Origin of the sequence: Streptomyces sp. Ag109_O5-1, assembly GCF_003814875.1 — a bacterium.
Lineage (GTDB): Bacteria > Actinomycetota > Actinomycetes > Streptomycetales > Streptomycetaceae > Streptomyces > Streptomyces sasae.
Map to the genome: position 1 here is coordinate 1,432,870 of NZ_RKQF01000001.1, position 19,055 is coordinate 1,451,924.

General features: G+C 70.7%; 13 protein-coding genes. 11 read left to right on the forward strand and 2 right to left on the reverse strand.

Going from position 1 to position 19,055, the window contains the following annotated elements:
• Positions 1-20: 20 nt before the first annotated feature.
• On the reverse strand, positions 21-2,687 hold the full coding sequence (locus tag EDD90_RS06525) for an FAD/NAD(P)-binding protein (RefSeq protein ID WP_260327672.1): 2,667 nt from the start codon (positions 2,685-2,687) through the stop codon (positions 21-23).
• Positions 2,688-3,009: 322 nt separating this feature from the next.
• Here EDD90_RS06525 and EDD90_RS06530 point away from each other — a divergent pair, with 322 nt between their 5' ends.
• The 3 genes from EDD90_RS06530 to EDD90_RS06540 all read left to right on the forward strand — a co-directional run bounded on the left by EDD90_RS06530 (position 3,010) and on the right by EDD90_RS06540 (position 7,014).
• Entirely contained in the window at positions 3,010-4,263 is a 1,254-nt protein-coding gene (locus EDD90_RS06530; protein WP_123972185.1) for an Ig-like domain-containing protein, read from the forward strand.
• 178 nt (positions 4,264-4,441) lie between these two features.
• A complete protein-coding gene (locus EDD90_RS06535) occupies positions 4,442-5,851 on the forward strand; it encodes a glycoside hydrolase family 16 protein (RefSeq protein WP_123972186.1) in 1,410 nt (469 codons plus the stop codon).
• 647 nt (positions 5,852-6,498) lie between these two features.
• Positions 6,499-7,014, forward strand: a complete 516-nt coding sequence (locus tag EDD90_RS06540; protein ID WP_123972187.1) for a transglycosylase SLT domain-containing protein — start codon at positions 6,499-6,501, stop codon at positions 7,012-7,014.
• A 428-nt stretch (positions 7,015-7,442) separates the two neighbouring features.
• On the opposite strand, the gene EDD90_RS06545 is transcribed toward EDD90_RS06540, so the two are convergent.
• Positions 7,443-8,342: an AraC family transcriptional regulator gene (locus EDD90_RS06545; RefSeq protein WP_123972188.1), complete on the reverse strand. Its 900-nt coding sequence runs from the start codon at positions 8,340-8,342 to the stop codon at positions 7,443-7,445.
• Positions 8,343-8,487: 145 nt separating this feature from the next.
• On the opposite strand from EDD90_RS06545, the gene tkt reads away from it, so the two are divergent.
• From tkt to EDD90_RS06585, 8 genes are all read left to right on the forward strand, one after another.
• On the forward strand, positions 8,488-10,566 hold the full coding sequence (tkt, locus tag EDD90_RS06550; protein WP_123972189.1) for a transketolase: 2,079 nt from the start codon (positions 8,488-8,490) through the stop codon (positions 10,564-10,566).
• A gap of 41 nt (positions 10,567-10,607) precedes the next feature.
• Positions 10,608-11,750 carry a transaldolase gene (gene tal, locus EDD90_RS06555; protein WP_123972190.1) on the forward strand — a complete coding sequence of 381 codons (1,143 nt, stop codon included), beginning with the start codon at positions 10,608-10,610 and terminating at the stop codon, positions 11,748-11,750.
• Positions 11,750-13,318: a glucose-6-phosphate dehydrogenase gene (gene zwf, locus EDD90_RS06560; RefSeq protein ID WP_123972191.1), complete on the forward strand. Its 1,569-nt coding sequence runs from the start codon at positions 11,750-11,752 to the stop codon at positions 13,316-13,318. The genes tal and zwf overlap by 1 nt, the downstream gene beginning before the upstream one ends.
• Positions 13,315-14,253 carry a glucose-6-phosphate dehydrogenase assembly protein OpcA gene (gene opcA, locus EDD90_RS06565; protein WP_123972192.1) on the forward strand — a complete coding sequence of 313 codons (939 nt, stop codon included), beginning with the start codon at positions 13,315-13,317 and terminating at the stop codon, positions 14,251-14,253. Before zwf ends, opcA begins: the two co-directional genes overlap by 4 nt.
• On the forward strand, positions 14,246-15,886 hold the full coding sequence (gene pgi / locus EDD90_RS06570; RefSeq protein ID WP_123972193.1) for a glucose-6-phosphate isomerase: 1,641 nt from the start codon (positions 14,246-14,248) through the stop codon (positions 15,884-15,886). Before opcA ends, pgi begins: the two co-directional genes overlap by 8 nt.
• A 170-nt stretch (positions 15,887-16,056) precedes the next feature.
• On the forward strand, positions 16,057-16,944 hold the full coding sequence (gene gnd / locus EDD90_RS06575; RefSeq protein ID WP_260327673.1) for a phosphogluconate dehydrogenase (NAD(+)-dependent, decarboxylating): 888 nt from the start codon (positions 16,057-16,059) through the stop codon (positions 16,942-16,944).
• A gap of 6 nt (positions 16,945-16,950) precedes the next feature.
• The gene (locus EDD90_RS06580; RefSeq protein WP_123972195.1) at positions 16,951-17,544 is read left to right on the forward strand and encodes a histidine phosphatase family protein; all 594 of its coding nucleotides are present in this window, start codon (positions 16,951-16,953) and stop codon (positions 17,542-17,544) included.
• 256 nt (positions 17,545-17,800) lie between these two features.
• Positions 17,801-19,048: an ROK family protein gene (locus tag EDD90_RS06585; RefSeq protein WP_123972196.1), complete on the forward strand. Its 1,248-nt coding sequence runs from the start codon at positions 17,801-17,803 to the stop codon at positions 19,046-19,048.
• Positions 19,049-19,055 lie beyond the last annotated feature (7 nt).

Here is a 19,055-nt window from a genome sequence, read left to right on the forward strand (position 1 = left end):
CGCGGGACCGCGCCGTCGGCTCAGGAGGGCAGCGCCGCCCGCAACCGCCGGTCCCGTGGCGCGGGTTTGCGGTCCAGCCGGGTGTCCAGGAGGCGCCGGGCGGCGTCGCAGCGCCCGGCCGCGACGAGGGCGTACAGCAACGTCTCCTCGACGACCTCCCGTTGGGCCGCGCTGCCGCCGACCCGGCGCAGCACCGGCAGCAGCGCGTCGAGTCCCCGGGCCGCCTCATGGAAGCGCTCCTCGACCAGCGCGGCGAGGGCCTCGCACAGCGGTGCGATCACCTCCCGCTGCACGGGATCGGCGCCGGCCGCGTGGTCGCGCAGCCGGTGCAGCGCCGGCAGGTCCCCGGCGGCGGTGAGAGCGACGGCCGCGTGCAGCGCGGTGAACGCGGTGGCGGGCCGCTCCAGCACCTCCCTGGCCACCGAGTCCAGTACGTCCGCCGTCGGCAGTTCCCCGTCCCAGCTGTCGCTGAGCCGGGCCCGCCACAGCAGCGAACCGGAGTCGACCAGGGCCCGCAGCCCGCGCACCCGGCCCGGCGCGAGCTGGGTGAACCAGCGGCGGCGTACGGCGGCCGGGTCGTCGAGGGCGAGTTCGTGCAGGGCGATGTGCCAGGAGAAGTGCGCCCGGTGCACCGCGCCCCGCCCGCGGCCGGACACCCACCCGTCGAGCCAGTCCCGGCCCGCCCGGTGCGCCCCGGACTCGTAGTGGACGTGGGCCAGGGCGTGCACCGCGTGCCCGGAGGCGGGCTCCGCGGCCAGCGCGCGGTGGGCCAGCTCCCCCGCCTCGTACAGCCGTCCCTCCTCCTGGCGCAGGAAGGCCAGCAGCGAGGTGTGGAACCAGTGGCCGTCGTACGCGGGCGAGGTCAGTTCCAGCAGCCCGAGGGCGTCGTCGTCGTGCAGGTCGCTCACCCCGGAGAACGCGATGGTCGGCACGGCCGCGGCGAGCGCCAGCGCGTCCCCGGGGTGCTCGCGCAGATGCCGTACGAGCGCCTCGTCCCCGTCGTCGCCGGTCACCCGGCGCGTGACCACCGCCACGAAGGACCGCTCCCGTTCGTCGGAGCGCTCGCGGGCCGCGCGCTGGGCGTCGGCGAGGGCGCGGGGCACGTCGACGGCGGCGGCGCACTCGTGGCCCAGCAGGGCGAGGGCCGCGTGGCCGAGGGCGAAGCCGGGGTCGAGGGCGACCGCGCGGGCGAAGGCGTCCTCGGCACCGGAGCGCACCTTGAGGACCCGGCCGAGACCGCTGCGGTAGGCGGCGGCCGCCTCGGCGTGGGTGGAGAGGGGCAGACCGTGACCGTCGACGGGCCGCCGGGAGCCCCGCCCCCGGCGCGGCAGGGGCAGCAGCCGCTGGGCCAACTCGGCTGCCTGGACGCGGATTTCCGGGATGGCGGTGGTCTCCCACAGCTCGCCGCGGCGTGGGGCGCCGAGCGTGAACAGGGGAGCCTCGGCCCGGCCCCGGGCGTCGAGGAGCTGTCCGTCGCGGGTGGCGGCGCCCATGCCGAGCGGGCCGGGGACGGCGAGGCCGGAGCCGAACAGGGCCTGCCACAGGGGTGAGTCGAGGCTCCGGCCCGGTCCCGTGCAGTCGATGACCCAACCGACCCGCGTCACCTGCCCGTTGGACAACTCGACTGCGAGGGAGCCGTCTTCGGATTCGGTGGCGCGGAGGACCGTACCGGTGTGGACGTGCAGCCGGCGTGCGGTGCGGGCGCGGGAGACGTGTTCGGCGGTGGCGGGGGCCATCCGGTGGCGGTGGGTGTTCCACAGGGCGCCCTCACGGGCCAGGAACTCCTCGCGCTCCTCGGGGGTGAGGCTGCGCCACAGGCGTGCGGTGTGCGGGCGGAGGCTGTCCAGGCCGGGGCGCCAGTCGCCGTGGGTGCGTACGGAGCGGCTGACATGGCGGTAGACCGCGCGGCGCAGCCGGCCCAGCGAGGTGTCGTCGAGGCCCTCCGGGGCGGGCATGGCGCCGGCCGGGCCGAGGGCGTGCGGCTGCGGCAGCAGTCCGCTGCGGGAGAGGGCGTGCAGGGTGCGGCCGGGGCGGTCGAGGGTGAGGGCGAGGTCGACGGCGGTCAGGCCGGTGCCGACCAGGAGGACGTCGTCGGGGCTCTCCCGTACCGCGTCCAGGGCGCCCGGAGACCACGGGGCGGCGATGAAGCGGGGCGAGGTGCGCAGGGCGGGCGGGGCCCAGCCGGCGGTGGCGCCCGCCGGTCCGGTGGCAAGGACCGCGCCGTCCGCGAGCAGGTGTCCCCCGTCGGCGAGGTGGAGTTCCACCCGTCCGTCGGGGGTGCCGGTACAGCTCTGCGCGCGTGTACGCAGCCGGCGTACGGCGACCGTGCCGTGGGCGCGGACGAGGGCCTGGCCGAGGGTGTCGGCGAGGTAGGCGCCGTAGCGGTAGCGGGTGGCGAAGTCGGTGCCGGTGACGGTGGGTTCGCCGTGCCGGCACAGCCAGCGGACGAAGTGTCCGGGGTCGTCCGGGTAGGCGCTCATGTTGCCGGCGGGCACGTTGAGGCGGTGCCGGGGGTCGCGGGTGGCATAGGCGGTGCCCCGGCCGGCCTCCGGGGCCGGGTCGATCAGGACGAGGTCGAGGGCGGTCCGGCGGCGGTGCGCCGTCTCGCAGAGCTGGACGGCGGTGAGTGCGCCCGCCGCTCCTGCTCCCACGATGGCCACACTGTGCCGCTTGCGGACGTCGGTCACGGAATACCTCCGGCGGGGGTCGGCCTGCTGCTTCTCTGCTATTCCGATCGGATACATGGGGAAGCCTTCCCGGGAGGGGGGGAACTCACCGGAAACTCAGGCCGCCGGTCGGGCGTTCATACTCTGTTCACGAACACGGGCGGGGACAACCCGGGTTCCGGCCGACTCACCCCCGGCCCGGCGGGGGATTCCCCCCGCTCCGCAGCGTGACCGCCCGGCTCCTCATCCGAATCTCAGGGATCACCCCCGTGATTCAAAGGAACCCCCCATACAACCAGCGCAGGATGCCCTGACACAGGTGAACAAGTCAGGAAGGCGTGGCGTGGGCGTCCAGCACATATCGAACCGGTCCGGACGGCAGTCGGGGAGGTGGTCCCGGCGCGGGAGCCTCGCCGCTCTCGGCGCGGTGCCCGCGGGGGCGGCGCTGGCCGGATGCAGTTCCTCCGCCGACGCCTCGGCCTCGGCCCCGACGGACGGGAAGGGCGCGACGGCCTCTGCCAAGTCCGCGGCCAGGAAGGCGACGATCACGGTCACGCCCGTCTCCGGCACCAAAAAGGCCGACTTCGGCAGCCCGGTCGAGGTGACGGTGGCCGACGGCACGCTGGCCTCCGTGACGGTCGCGGGCAACGACGGCTCGACGCTGTCGGGCGCCTTCAACGCCGCGAAGACGAAGTGGACGTCGGCGAAGAACCCGTACTCGGGCACGAAGTACACGGTGACCGCGAAGGCCGAGGGCGCGACCGACGAGACCGTGGCGACCTTCACCACGAAGTCCCCCGGCGAGACGTTCGTCGGCTACTTCACACCCGAGGCGGACTCCACATCCGGCGTGGGCATGCCGGTGTCGATCAACTTCACGCATGCCGTCAAGGACCGTGCGGCCGTCCAGAAGGCGATCACCGTGACCGCCGAGCCGGAGGTGGAGATCGTCGGGCACTGGTTCAGCGACACCCGGCTCGACTTCCGTCCGGAGACGTACTGGGCGAAGGGCACCAAGATCACGCTGAGCCTGCGGCTGAAGGACGTCGAGGGCCAGGACGGCGTCTACGGCGTGCAGTCCAAGGACGTCACCTTCCACATCGGCCGGGAGCAGATCAGCACGGTCGACCTGTCCACCAAGCAGATGGTCGTGAAGCGGGACGGCGCCGCCTACGCCAGCTACCCGGTCTCCGGCGGCAACGCCCAGCACACCACCTGGTCCGGGATCATGGTGATCAGCGAGCGCTTCAAGCAGACCCGGATGGAGTCGTCCACGGTCGGCCTCGGCGACGAGTACGACATCTCCGACGTCCCGCACGCCCAGCGCCTGACCACCTCCGGCACCTTCGTGCACGGCAACTACTGGGCCTCCACCTCGGTCTTCGGCAACGAGAACACCAGCCACGGCTGCGTCGGCCTGCACGACGCCAAGGGCGCGAGCGACTCCTCGGTCGCCGGCTACAAGTTCTACGAGAGCTCGATGATCGGCGATGTGGTGATCGTCAAGAACTCCGGCGAGAAGACCGTGGAGGCGTCCAACGGCCTCAACGGCTGGAACCTGTCCTGGTCGGACTGGAAGGCCGGCAGCGCGGTCTGACACCCGGGCGCCTTCAGCGTGTGAACTCCCGTGGGATACAAGGAGTTTCTTTGTTTTAACTCTTGACGGCCGCAGGCGCGGAGAGCACATTGGGCCCACTTTGAGAGCGCTCTCAGCCAGTCCTGGCGCTCTCGAAGGCAACCCGCGCACCCCCACTCCGTACCCGAGAGGCACCCCCATGAGTGAAACCTCCGGTATACCTCCTGCGGATCACAGACGGCGGCGTTCGTTCCGTCGCGCGCTGATCGCCGCGTTCGCCACCATGGGCCTGGCGGTCGCGGCCGCCACGACCGCGACCCTTCCCGCCAACGCCTCGGCGCCCAGCGTGCCGTCCGGCTGGAGCCAGGTCTTCCTGGACGACTTCAACGGCGCCGCGGGCACCGGCGTCGACAGCTCCAACTGGCAGTACGACACCGGGACCTCGTACCCCGGAGGAGCCGCCAACTGGGGCACCGGCGAGGTCGAGACGATGACCTCCAGCACCACCAACGTCGCCCTGGACGGCAGCGGCGACCTGAAGATCACCCCGGTCCGGGACTCGTCCGGCAACTGGACCTCGGGCCGGATCGAGACCACCCGTACCGACTTCCAGCCCCCGGCCGGCGGCAAGCTGCGCGTCGAGGCCCGCATCCAGATGCCGAACGTCACCGGCACCGCCGCCTACGGCTACTGGCCGGCGTTCTGGATGCTGGGCGCGCCCTACCGGGGCAACTACCAGAACTGGCCGAGCGTCGGCGAGCTGGACATCATGGAGAACGTGCAGGGCCTGGACAAGGTCTGGGCGACCATGCACTGCGGCACCAACCCGGGCGGCCCCTGCAACGAGACGACCGGCCTGGGCAATTCGACCGCCTGCCCCAACACCACCTGCCAGTCCGGCTTCCACACCTACACGATGGAGTGGGACCGCTCGGTGAGCCCCGAGGCGATCCGCTTCTACGTGGACGGCGTCAACTACCAGACGGTGACCGCCGGCCAGGTCGACGCCACCACCTGGGCGAACGCCACGAACCACGGCTTCTTCGTCATCCTGAACGTGGCGATGGGCGGCGGCTTCCCGGACGCGTTCGGCGGCGGCCCCACCAGCGCCACCGAGTCCGGCCACCCGATGGTCGTGGACTACGTCCAGGTGCTGTCGGCCAGTGGGAGCGGTACCACCACCCCGCCGAGCGGCAGCCGGGGCGCGTACAGCGCGATCCAGGCCGAGTCGTACGACAGCCAGTCCGGTGTCACCGCCGAGACCACCACGGACACCGGCGGCGGCCAGGACATCGGCTACATCGCCAACGGTGACTGGGCGCTCTACAAGGGGGTGGACTTCGGCCCCACGGCGGCCACCCAGTTCTATGCGAGGGTGGCGAGCGGCGCGGCCTCCGGGGTGAGCGGCCTGGTCCAGGTCCGGCTCGACAGCCCCTCCAACACCCCGATCGGCAGCTTCTCGGTGGCCAGCACCGGCGGCTGGCAGAACTGGACGACGGTCCCGGCCAACATCAGCTCGGTGACGGGCACGCACGACGTGTACCTCACCTTCAGCAGCGGCCAGTCGGCGGACTTCGTGAACGTGAACTGGTTCGACTTCGGTCACTGACACCGGCCCGGAAGGCCTGGAGGGTGCCCCGCGGACAGAGTGCTCGCGGGGCACCCGCACGCCGCCGGACCGCCGGCCGCCATGCATATAGAGGGGGCGCCGCGCGCGAGAAGGTGTCACCGCGCACTCCGGCCGCGGCCTCTCACCGAGCGGGTCGACACGGTCAGGCCGGTGCCGACCGAGCCCTCGCCCCGCGCCATGCGCCAGGCGCGTCCGGCGGGCCCGGTTCGCCGACCGCCTCGTCCCCGCCCGCGCTGGAACTTCCGCCGGGCGGCGTCCGGCGCTCGGTTTTCGGCTCGGTCTCAGCCGCGAAAAACGGCCCTGCGAGGGCCCGTAGGCGTGACGCCACCCATAGGAGCCAGATCACATCCTATCCGGCATCGTAGGAACGGAACACTCCGAACAGGAAGTAAGTTCCCCAATACCCATCATTTCGGGCATTTCTCCTAAGTAGGGTAGTACGTCACATCATTGCGCCCCAGCCCTCCCGCCGCTAACCATTGCTGTCGTCGCCGGGAGACGGGCGATGGACCGAACGGATCACCGCCAGGTCCGCCCACTCTCGACCGCAGCCCGCGGCCCGCACCACGCAGGCCGTCGACCGCAGCCGACACCGACGATGTCCCCCACCGGAGGATTCCTTTCACATGACCATGACCACTCGCACCCGCATCGCCCGCCTTCGCACCATCGCCCTCACCGGCATCGCCACCACCGGTGCCGCGGCCGCCGCCCTCACCCTGATGCCGGCGAACGCCCAGGCAGCCGAGATGACGCAGGCGCACGTGTCCAGTGCGGTCACGGCCTCCTCCAACAGCAGCCACACCCAGAAGTCCGGCTCCGCCAACAACCTCGACGGCTGGATCAAGCAGTCCCTGCAGATCATGAAGGCCAAGGGCATCCCGGGCAGCTACGAGGGCCTGAAGCGCAACATCATGCGCGAGTCCGGCGGCAACCCGACCGCCCAGAACAACTGGGACGTCAACGCCAAGCAGGGCACCCCCTCCAAGGGCCTGCTGCAGGTCATCGACCCCACCTTCAACGCCTACCACGTGGCCGGCACCGCGCACAGCGTCACCGACCCGGTTGCGAACATCACCGCGGCCGCCAACTACGCCGCCCACCGCTACGGCTCCATCGACAACGTCAACTCCGCGTACTGACCGGGTCCCTGGCAGCCGTCGGCGCACCGCCCCGCCAAAGAACCGGGGCGGAGCCGACGTACAGGCCGGGCCGGCCGCGCCCGCCGGATCCTCACACCGGACGGGCGCCGACGCTCCGACCGCACAGATCACAGCTCCACGCAGACCCCGGGCCCACCGGGTCGAGGCCGCACCGCGCCCGTCACCCGCACGCCCATGACAGGGTCTGCCGCATGACGACCAGGGGTGCCGCACCCAGGCCGTGTCGACGTCCGGCCGCACCACGCCCAGCGACGGCGCCCCCACCGGCTGCGTCCCCGTCCACACGAATCCCGGACGAGCCGTCCGCCACCCCGGAAGGGCATCCCCGGGGTGGACGCCGTCTCGACGCCCCGAAGACGCAGGCCAACGCAGGCCGATCGGCCCGGCAACCCGGTGCCGCCGTCGCGCTAGCGCAGTTCCGCGCGGAAGGTCACCGGTGTCTGCCCGGTGTGCAGATGGAAGAACTTGGAGAAGTTCGCCGCGTCGGGGAAGCCGACCGCGGCGCCGACGCGGCCGATGGGCAGGTCCGTGTGGGCGAGGAGGCGTTTGGCCTCCAGGACGACCCGCTTGTCGATGAAACCCTTGGGGGTCTCCCCGGTCGCGGCGCGCACGGCGCGGACCAGGGTGCGGCGGGAGTAGCCGAGCGCGTCGGCGTAGGCGCTGACGCTGTGGTTCGTCGCGAAGTCCTTCTCCACCGCGTCCCTGAAAAGGGTGAACGTGGTGTCGGACTGGCGGCGGGCCGCCTCCGCCGAGCTGGCCGCGAGATGGGCGAGCCGCAGCAGCAGCGCGGTGAGGGAGTGCCGCAGCACCGAGGTGTGCAGACTCGGCGGGAGGGTCTCGGTGTCCTCGTACTCACGCCGCAGGTTCGCCAGGGACGCCTGGAGCGCGGCGAGTTGGGCAGGGTCGGGGCGGAGCAGCGGCGGCAGGTCGTAGCGGTAGAGCCCGGTCGCCTCCACGATCGCCCTCGGCAGGAATCCGGGCTGCATGGCCAGCACGGTTCCCCGGTACTCGCAGGTCCGTGAGAAGCGATGCACCTGACCGGGGCGGATCCACAGCAGGTCGCCGGCCCGCGCCTCGTACTCGGCGAAGTCGATCATGTGGCGGACAGGCCCTTCGGTGAAGAGCATGACCACGTGGAAGTCGATGCGGTGGACGCGCTCCAGCGGGGCGTCCGCGGCATGCCAGCGACGCCCGTTCCCCATCGGCCCGACCTGTACGCCGACACCGCCGACGCTCAGATCCACCGGGAACGGGAAGGTTCTGATCCCGTCACCGTCGCCTGCCCCTTCGGGCGTTCTGTCCGCCATGTCCTTCTCGTGCCGTCCCTGTCGAAGATCCGTGTCCCACTTTCACCACAGGCTGACACACTCCGACCTTCCTTCTCAAAAGTCCGACTTTTAGTTTTGAACGCGTCAGGCCAGCCAGAACGCTTCGAACGAGGACTTCTTGAAGATGAGCACGCAGACATCAGACGGCTTCGAGTGGACCGACCTCGACCGGCGTGCCGTGGACACCGCGCGCCTCCTCGCGGCCGACGCCGTACAGCAGGTCGGCAACGGGCATCCCGGCACCGCGATGAGCCTGGCCCCGGCCGCGTACACGATCTTCCAGAAGGTGATGCGGCACGACCCGGCCGACCCGGAGTGGACCGGCCGTGACCGCTTCGTCCTCTCCCCCGGACACACCTCGCTGACCCTCTACACCCAGCTGTTCCTCGCCGGGTACGAGCTGGAGCTGGACGACCTCAAGGCCTTCCGGACGCACGGTTCGAAGACGCCGGGCCACCCGGAGTACGGCCACACGGCCGGGGTCGAGACCACCACGGGACCCCTCGGCCAGGGCGTCGCCAACGCCGTCGGCATGGCGATGGCCGCCCGCTACGAGCGCGGCCTCTTCGACCCCGAGGCCCCCGAGGGCACCTCCCCCTTCGACCACACGATCTGGGCGATCGTCTCCGACGGCGACCTGGAGGAGGGCGTCTCCGCCGAGGCCTCCTCGCTGGCCGGCCACCAGAAGCTCGGCAACCTGGTCTTCGTCTACGACGACAACCACATCTCCATCGAGGGCGACACGGCCACCGCCTTCTCCGAGGACGTGCTGAAGCGGTACGAGGCCTACGGCTGGCACACCCAGCGCATCGAGCCGACCACCGAGGGTGATGTCGATGTTCACGCCTTGTACGCAGCCCTGAAGGCAGCCCAGGCCGAGACCGAACGCCCCTCGATCATCGCCATGCGCACGATCATCGCGTGGCCCGCCCCGAACGCGCAGAACACCGAGGCCTCCCACGGCTCCGCGCTCGGCGCGGACGAGATCGCCGCCACCAAGCGCGTCCTCGGCTTCGACCCGGAGCAGTCCTTCGAGGTCGCCGACGAGGTGCTGGCCCACGCCCGCCGCGCCCTGGACCGGGGTGCCGAGGACCACGCGGCCTGGGACAAGCGGATCGCCGAATGGCGCACCGCACAGCCGGCGCACGCCGAGCTCTTCGACCGGGTCGTCGCCGGGCAGCTCCCCGAGGGCTGGGAGGACGCGCTGCCCGTGTTCGAGGAAGGAAAGTCCGTCGCCACCCGGGCCGCCTCCGGCAAGGTCCTGCAGGCGCTCGGCCCGGTGCTGCCGGAGCTGTGGGGCGGCTCCGCCGACCTCGCGGGCTCCAACAACACCACCATCGACAAGACCTCCTCCTTCCTGCCGAAGGGCAACCCGCTGCCCGAGGCGAACCCGTACGGCCGTACCGTCCACTTCGGCATCCGCGAGTTCTCGATGGCCGCCGAGATGAACGGCATCGCCCTGCACGGCAACACCCGGATCTACGGCGGCACCTTCCTGGTGTTCTCCGACTACATGCGCAACGCCGTCCGGATGTCGGCGCTCATGCAGCTCCCCGTGACCTACGTCTGGACGCACGACTCCGTCGGTCTCGGCGAGGACGGCCCCACCCACCAGCCGGTAGAGCACCTGGCCGCGCTGCGCGCCATCCCGGGTCTGAACGTCGTCCGCCCGGCCGACGCCAACGAGACCGCGACGGCCTGGGCCGAGATCCTGAAGAGGCACGCCACGCACCCCGCCCCGCACGGACTCGCGCTGACCCGCCAGGGCGTGCCGACGTACGCACCGAACCCGGACGCGGCCAAGGGCGGTTATGTGCTGCGCGAGTCGTCCACCGAGACCCCCGAGGTGATCGTCATCGCCACCGGTTCCGAGGTGCACCTCGCCGTCGAGGCGCGTGACCTCCTGGAGGCCGAGGGGATCGGCACCCGGGTGGTGTCGATGCCGTCCGTGGAGTGGTTCGAGGAGCAGCCCCGCGAGTACCGCGAGAGCGTGCTGCCGCCGGCCGTGAAGGCGCGGGTCGCCGTGGAGGCCGGGATCGGCCTGACCTGGTACCGCTTCGTGGGCGACGCCGGCCGGATCGTCTCCCTGGAGCACTTCGGTGCCTCCGCCGACGCCGGGACCCTGTTCGCCGAGTTCGGCTTCACCGCCGGGAACGTGGCCGCACAGGCCCACGCGTCCCTCGCCGCCGCCCGTACCGCCTGATCCGCACGCAAGAAGAGCCAGAAGAGTTCCAGAAGAGGAAGATGATCACTGTGACCGAAGCAACCGCCACCGCGGGAGCACTGAAGAGCCTCTCCGACGAGGGCGTCTCCATCTGGCTGGACGACCTGTCGCGCAAGCGGATCAGCACCGGCAACCTCGCCGAGCTGGTCGCCACGAAGAACGTCGTGGGCGTCACCACCAACCCCTCGATCTTCCAGGCCGCCATCGGCTCGGGTGAGGGGTACGAGGAGCAGCTCGCCGACCTCGCCGTGCGGGGTGTCACGGTCGACGAGGCCGTGCGGATGATGACGACCGCCGATGTGCGGGCCGCCGCCGATATTCTGCATTCCGTATACGATGCGTCACATGGCGCGGACGGCCGTGTCTCCATCGAGGTCGACCCCCGCCTCGCCCACGACACCGTCGCCACCGTCGCGGAGGCCAAGCAGCTCGCCTGGCTCGTGGACCGCCCCAACGTGCTGATCAAGATCCCGGCCACCCAGGCCGGTCTCCCCGCGATCACCGAGGTCATCGCCCAGGGCATCAGCGTCAACGTCACGCTGATCTTCTCCCTGGAGCGCTACCGCGAGGTCATGGCCGCCTACCTGGCCGGCCTGGAGCAGGCCGCCGCCAAGGGCCTGGACCTCGCCACGATCCACTCCGTGGCCTCCTTCTTCGTCTCCCGCGTCGACAGCGAGATCGACAAGCGGCTGACCGTCCTCGGCACCGACGAGGCGCTCGCGCTGAAGGGGAAGGCCGCACTGGCGAACGCACGGCTCGCCTACGAGGCGTACGAAGAGGTCTTCGCCGGCGACCGCTGGAGCGCCCTGGAGTCCGCGGGCGCGAACCGGCAGCGCCCCCTGTGGGCCTCCACCGGCGTCAAGGACCCGGCGTACAAGGACACCCTGTACGTCGACGAGCTGGTCGCGCCGGGCACGGTCAACACCATGCCGGAGGCGACGCTGAACGCGACCGCCGACCACGGCGACATCCACGGCGACACGGTGACCGGCGGCTACGCGCAGGCCCGCGCCGACCTTGCGGCCGTCGAGAAGCTCGGTATCTCCTACGACGAGGTCGTGGGCAAGCTTGAGGACGAGGGCGTCGCCAAGTTCGAGGTGGCCTGGCAGGAGCTGCTGGACGCCGTCACGAAGTCCCTGGACAGCAAGGGAGTTGAGGCGTAATGAGCGAGACCGCCAAGGAGGTGCGGGTGCCGGTGGTGCCCGTGGCCGACTGGGACAATCCGTTGCGCGACGCGCGCGACCGGCGGCTGCCGAGAGTCGCGGGCCCGTCGGGCCTGGTCATCTTCGGTGTGACCGGTGACCTGTCCCGCAAGAAGCTGATGCCGGCCGTCTACGACCTGGCCAACCGCGGGCTGCTGCCGCCGGGTTTCTCGCTCGTCGGCTTCGCCCGCCGGGACTGGGAGGACCAGGACTTCGCGCAGGTCGTCCACGACGCGGTACGCGAGCACTCCCGGACCCCGTTCCGTGAGGAGGTCTGGCAGCAGCTCGCCGAGGGCATGCGGTTCATCCCCGGCGACTTCGACGACGACACCGCGTTCAAGCAGCTGAAGGCGGCCGTCGACGAACTGGACAGCTCCCGGGGCACCGGCGGCAACTTCGCCTTCTACCTCTCCGTGCCGCCGAAGTTCTTCCCCAAGGTCGTCCAGCAGCTGAAGAAGGTCGGCCTGGCCGCCCCGCCCGCCGGGTCCTGGCGCCGGGCGGTCATCGAGAAGCCTTTCGGCCACGACCTGGCCTCCGCGCAGGACCTCAACGCGGTCGTGCACGACGTGTTCGACCCGGACCAGGTGTTCCGGATCGACCACTACCTGGGCAAGGAGACCGTCCAGAACATCCTGGCGCTGCGCTTCGCCAACCAGATGTACGAGCCGATCTGGAACCGGTCGTACGTCGACCACGTGCAGATCACCATGGCCGAGGACATCGGCATCGGCGGTCGTGCGGGCTACTACGACGGCATCGGCTCGGCCCGTGACGTCATCCAGAACCACCTGCTCCAGCTGATGGCGCTGACCGCCATGGAGGAGCCGATCGCGTTCGACGCGGACGCGCTGCTCACCGAGAAGCTGAAGGTCCTCAAGTCGGTGCGGCTGCCGGAGGAGCTGGGCAGGCACACCGTGCGCGGGCAGTACGCGGCCGGCTGGCAGGGCGGCGAGAAGGTCATCGGCTACCTCGAAGAGGACGGCATCGACCCGAAGTCGAAGACCGACACCTACGCGGCCGTCAAGCTGGGCATCGACAACCGCCGTTGGGCGGGCGTCCCCTTCTACCTGCGCACCGGCAAGCGGCTGGGCCGCCGGGTCACCGAGATCGCGGTCGTCTTCAAGCGGGCCCCGCACTCACCGTTCGACTCGACGGCGACCGAGGAGCTCGGCTCCAACGCGATCGTCATCCGCGTCCAGCCCGACGAGGGCATGACCGTACGGTTCGGCTCCAAGGTGCCGGGTACCTCGATGGAGATCCGGGACGTGACGATGGACTTCGCGTACGGCGAGTCGTTCACGGAGTCCAGCCCTGAGGCGTACGAGCGGCTCATCCTGGATGTGCTGCTCGGCGACGCCAATTTGTTCCCCCGTCACCAGGAAGTGGAAGAGTCCTGGAAGATCCTCGACCCGATCGAGACGTACTGGGCGAAGCATGGCAAGCCCGCACAGTACGAGTCGGGCAGCTGGGGACCGAAGGAAGCCGACGAGATGCTCGCACGAGACGGACGGAGCTGGCGCAGGCCATGAAGATCGACCTGACCGACACCACGGCAAGCAAGATCAACAAGGCGCTGGTGCAGGGTCGCCGCGCCATCGGAACCCCTGCCGTGGGCATGGTCCTGACGATGGTGATCGTCACGGACGAGGAGAACGCCTACGACTCGATCAAGGCGGCCGAGGAGGCCTCGCACGAGCACCCCTCGCGCACCCTGGTCGTCATCAAGCGGCACGCCCGCACCCTGCGCGACCGCACCACCTCCCGCCTGGACGCGGAGGTCCGGGTCGGCTCCGAGGCCGGCACCGGCGAGACGGTCGTGCTGCGGACGTACGGCGATGTCTCCGACCACGCCGACTCGGTGGTCCTGCCGCTGCTGCTGCCGGACGCCCCGGTGGTCGTGTGGTGGCCGGTGGAGGCCCCCGAGACCCCGTCCAAGGACCCGCTGGGCGCGCTCGCCCAGCGCCGGATCACCGACCTGTACGCGGTCGAGCGGCCGATGCAGGTCCTGGAGACTCGCGCCCGCAGCTACGCGCCCGGCGACACCGACCTCGCCTGGACCCGGCTCACCCTGTGGCGGTCCATGCTGGCGGCCGCCCTCGACCAGGCGCGGGCCAAGGTGACCTCGGCCGCCGTCGAGGCCGAGGCGGACAACCCGAGCGCCGAACTCCTCGCCCGCTGGCTGGAGGCCCGCCTGAAGGTCAAGGTGGACCGCGTGGTCTCGCCCGGCCCGGTCGTCACGGCCGTCCGGCTGGGCACCGCCACCGGCGAGATCGTCATCGACCGCCCCGAGGGTCCCCTCGCCAGCCTGACCCTGCCGGGCCAGCCGCCGCGCACCCTCGCCCTCAAGGTCCGCGCCACCTCCGAACTCATCGCCGAGGAGCTCCGCCGCCTCGACGCCGACGAGATGTACGCCATCGCCCTGCGCGGCGAGGGCAGCGACAAGGAGACCGTCTCCCATGTCTGACACCCCCCGGCTCACCCGGCGGCCCGAGTGGACCGCCCTGGAGGACCACCGCGCCGAGGGCCGGCCGGTCCTTCGTGAGCTGTTCGCGGCGGACCCGGCGCGCGCCGAGCGGTACGTCGTACGCGTCGGCGACCTCCACATCGACTACAGCAAGCACCTGATCACGGACGAGACCCTCGCCCTGCTCCAGGAACTGGCCACCGCCACCGACGTGTTCGGGCTGCGGGACGCCATGTTCCGGGGCGAGAGGATCAACATCACCGAGCGGCGGGCGGTCCTGCACACCGCGCTGCGCGCCCCTCGGGACGCGGTGGTCGAGGTGGACGGCGAGAACGTCGTGCCGGCGGTGCACGCGGTCCTCGACAGGATGGGCGACTTCGCCGACCGGGTCCGCTCGGGCGAGTGGACCGGTCACACCGGCAAGCGCATCAAGAACGTCGTCAACATCGGCATCGGCGGCTCCGACCTCGGTCCCGCGATGGCGTACGAGGCCCTCCGCGCCTTCACGGCACGGGAGTTGACGTTCCGTTTCGTGTCGAACGTGGACGGCGCCGACCTGCACGAGGCGACCCGGGACCTGGACCCGGCGGAGACCCTCTTCATCGTCGCGTCCAAGACCTTCACGACGATCGAGACGATCACCAACGCCACCTCCGCGCGCCGGTGGCTGCTCGACGGGCTGGACGGCGAGGACAAGGCGGTCGCCAAGCACTTCGTGGCCCTCTCCACGAACTCCGAGAAGGTGTCGGACTTCGGCATCGACACGGCCAACATGTTCGAGTTCTGGGACTGGGTCGGCGGCCGTTACTCCTACGACTCGGCGATCGGCCTCTCCCTGATGATCGCCATCGGCCCGGACCGCTTCCGCGAGATGCTCGACGGCTTCCACCTGGTCGACGAGCACTTCCGCACCGCCCCCGCCGAGTCCAACGCGCCCCTGCTCCTCGGCCTGCTGGGGATCTGGTACGGCAACTTCTTCGACGCCCAGTCGCACGCGGTACTCCCGTACAGCCACTACCTGTCCAAGTTCACGGCGTATCTCCAGCAGCTGGACATGGAGTCCAACGGCAAGTCGGTGGACCGCGACGGGCATCCGGTGGACTGGCAGACCGGTCCCGTGGTGTGGGGCACACCCGGCACCAACGGCCAGCATGCCTACTACCAGTTGATCCACCAGGGCACCAAGCTGATCCCGGCGGACTTCATCGGCTTCGCCGAGCCGGTCGCCGAGCTGAGCGCTGGACTCAGGGGGCAGCACGACCTGTTGATGGCGAACTTCTTCGCCCAGACGCAGGCACTGGCCTTCGGCAAGACGGCGGAGGAGGTCCGCGCGGAGGGCGTGGCCGAGGAGCAGGTCGCGCACCGCACCTTCCGGGGCAACCACCCGACCACCACGATCCTGGCCCGCGAGCTGACCCCGTCCGTGCTCGGCCAGCTGATCGCGCTCTACGAGCACAAGGTGTTCGTCCAGGGCGCCGTCTGGAACATCGACTCCTTCGACCAGTGGGGCGTGGAGCTGGGCAAGGTGCTCGCCAAGCGCATCGAGCCCGCCCTGACCGGGGGTGCCGACGTGCCCGGCCTGGATCCCTCCACCGCCGGGCTCGTGGCCGCGTACCGCACACTCAGGAATTGAATCCTCACTCTCGCGAACGAGGGTGATTCCTGACTCTCACAGCCCAGTGGAAACAGCATTCCGCCAGGTCTTACGTGATCAGCGCCAGCCGGGTCGAAACCTGCCCGGCAGCGTGCTTGCTATCACACGCTGAGCTTCGTAACTTACACCACACGAATGGACCACGCAAAGTGACTGTCATGCAGATCGGACTGATCGGTCTCGGCAAGATGGGCGGCAACATGCGCGAGCGGATCCGCCGCGCAGGCCACACCGTCATCGGTTACGACCGCAACCCCGACGTCTCCGACGTGAAGTCCCTGGAAGAACTGGTCGAGAAGCTCGACGCCCCGCGCGTGGTGTGGGTGATGGTCCCGGCGGGCCACGCCACCCAGTCCGTCGTCGACGAGCTCAAGGACCTGCTGTCCGAGGGCGACACGGTCGTCGACGGCGGCAACTCGCGCTGGACGGACGACGAGAAGCACGCCGCCGAGCTCGCCATCAAGGGCATCGGCTTCGTCGACGCCGGTGTCTCCGGCGGTGTGTGGGGTCTGCAGAACGGCTACGCCCTGATGGTCGGCGGCGACAAGCAGCACGTCGAGCGGCTCCAGCCGATCTTCGAGGCGCTCAAGCCGGAAGGCCCGTACGGCTATGTCCACGCCGGCAAGGTCGGCGCCGGGCACTTCTCCAAGATGGTCCACAACGGCATCGAGTACGCCATGATGCAGGCCTACGCCGAGGGCTGGGAGCTCCTGGAGAAGGTCAAGTCCGTGGACAACGTCCGCGAGGTCTTCCGCTCCTGGCAGGAAGGGACCGTTATTCGCTCCTGGCTCCTTGACCTCGCGGTCAACGCCCTGGACGACGACGAGCACCTCGACAAGCTGAAGGGGTTCGCACAGGACTCCGGCGAGGGCCGCTGGACCGTCGAGGCGGCCATCGACAACGCGGTGCCGCTGCCGGCCATCACCGCCTCCCTCTTCGCGCGGTTCGCGTCCCGCCAGGACGACTCCCCGCAGATGAAGATGATCGCGGCGCTGCGCAACCAGTTCGGCGGCCACGCCGTCGAGTCGAAGGAGTAGTCCGCCATGGGGGACCTTCTCCTGGTCCGCCACGGTGAGACGGAGTGGAGCCTGTCGGGCCAGCACACCAGCTGGACCGACCTGCCCCTCACCCAGCACGGTGAGGAACAGGCCAAGTCCCTCGCCCCGCTGCTCACCGGCCGGACCTACGCACTGGTACTGGCCAGCCCGCTGGGCCGCGCGATACGCACGGCCGAACTGGCCGGTCTCACCGGGGCCGTACCCGACCCCGACCTGCACGAATGGGACTACGGCGGCTACGAGGGCATCACCACGGCCCAGATCCACCGCTCCCGCCCCGACTGGTACCTGTGGACCGACGGCGTCCCGCCCGGCGCGGAGGGCCACCCCGGCGAGTCGCCGGAGCAGATCGGCGCCCGGGCCGACCGGGTGCTCGCCAAGCTGGACGCCGCGCTCGCCCGCGACGACGGCGATGTGGTCCTCGTGGCCCACGCCCACTTTCTGCGCGTCCTGACGGCCCGCCGGCTGGGGCTGCCGCCGGCCGAGGGGCGCCTGTTCCAGCTGGCGACCGGGACGGTCAGCCGGCTGTCCATGGAACACGGGTGGCCCGTGATCACCGAGTGGAACCGGCTGCCCTGATCGGTGGAACGCCTGCCGTGATCGGCCCCGTAACGGCCCGCCAGTGACAACTGGCGGGCCGTTACGACGTATTGGGCCCCGGCCGGAACGGCAGGTATACCAATCGCCTGCCGCGGAGAGTTTCTACGGCCCCTTTCCTAACCCCTTGTCGAAAGTCCTGTGAAGCCCATAGCCTGACGCCGCGCCGGTGCCGTCGTACGCCCCGGCCCGGTCGTGACGGGATGGCCGGTCGTGACGGGACGGGAGGGGCAGCTGCGTGAAGCGCACATCGCGAGACATCCGCACCGCGAACCGCTACGAGGTGCTGCGCCAGATCATCGCCCAGTCCCCCACCTCCCGGCAGACGCTGGCCGCCGCCACCGGACTGAGCGTGGCCACGGTCGCCACGCTGGTCGGCGAGCTGCTCGACCTCCGGATGATCACGGAGGTCGGCTTCGAGGACTCCGCGGGGGGCCGCCCCCGGGGTCTCGTGGCCGTGAACGCGGCGGGCGGCGCGCTGATCGGCGTCGACATGGCGGAGACGTACGTCCGGGTGGAGCTGTTCGACCTGGGGCTGAACGTGCTGGCCCGGGCCGAGGAGGACATGCGCCCCGGGGAGCACCGGCCCGAGCAGGCGGTCGGTCATGTCGCCACGGCCGTCGGCTCGGTGGTGGCGCAGGCCGGTGTCGAGGGGGCGCGGGTCCTCGGCGTCGGGGTGAGCGTGCCCGGCCAGGTCGACCGGGACACCGGGATCGCCGAGTACGCGCCCAACTGGGACTGGCACGACGTGCCGTTGCTGGATCTGCTCTCCGAACACATCGCCTACCCGCTGTACCTGGACAACCCGCTGCGGGCGAGTGCGGTGGCCGAGCTGTGGTTCGGGGCCGCGCGCGGGCGCGAGGACGCCGTGGTGGTGAACCTCGGGACCGGGGTCGGGGCCGGGCTGGTCCTGGCCGGCGGCCTGTACCGGGGGGTGAGCAACAGCGCCGGGGAATGGGGGCACACGACGCTCGTCCTCGACGGCCGGCTGTGCCACTGCGGCAACCACGGGTGCGTGGAGACATACGTCGGTGCGCCGGGCATCATGCTCAACCTGCGTGAGCTCAGCCCGCGCAGCACGCTGTTGCACCCGGAGGACCAGACCGCCACCATCGCCGCCCTGGCCCGGGGGGTGGCCACGGGCGAGCCGGTGGCCGTCAAGGTCGTCCGTGACACGGCCCGTTACCTGGGCGCGGGCATCTCGGACCTGGTGAACCTCTACAACCCCGAAGTGGTCGTGCTCAGCAGCTGGGTCGCCAGGAAGCTGGGCGCACCGCTGCTCGACGAAGTGCGCGAGGCCGTCCGGCGGCACGCGCTCAGAAGGCCGTTCGCGGCCACCGAGATCGTCCTCTCCCCCATCCCCACCGACCCGGTGTGCCTGGGCGCGGCCACGTTCGCGCTGGAGGGCGCCCTGCAGTCGGTGGGCCAGAGGACACCGAGACGCACCTTCACCACCGCAAGGAGCCGTACCGCACCGCCCGTATGACGACGGA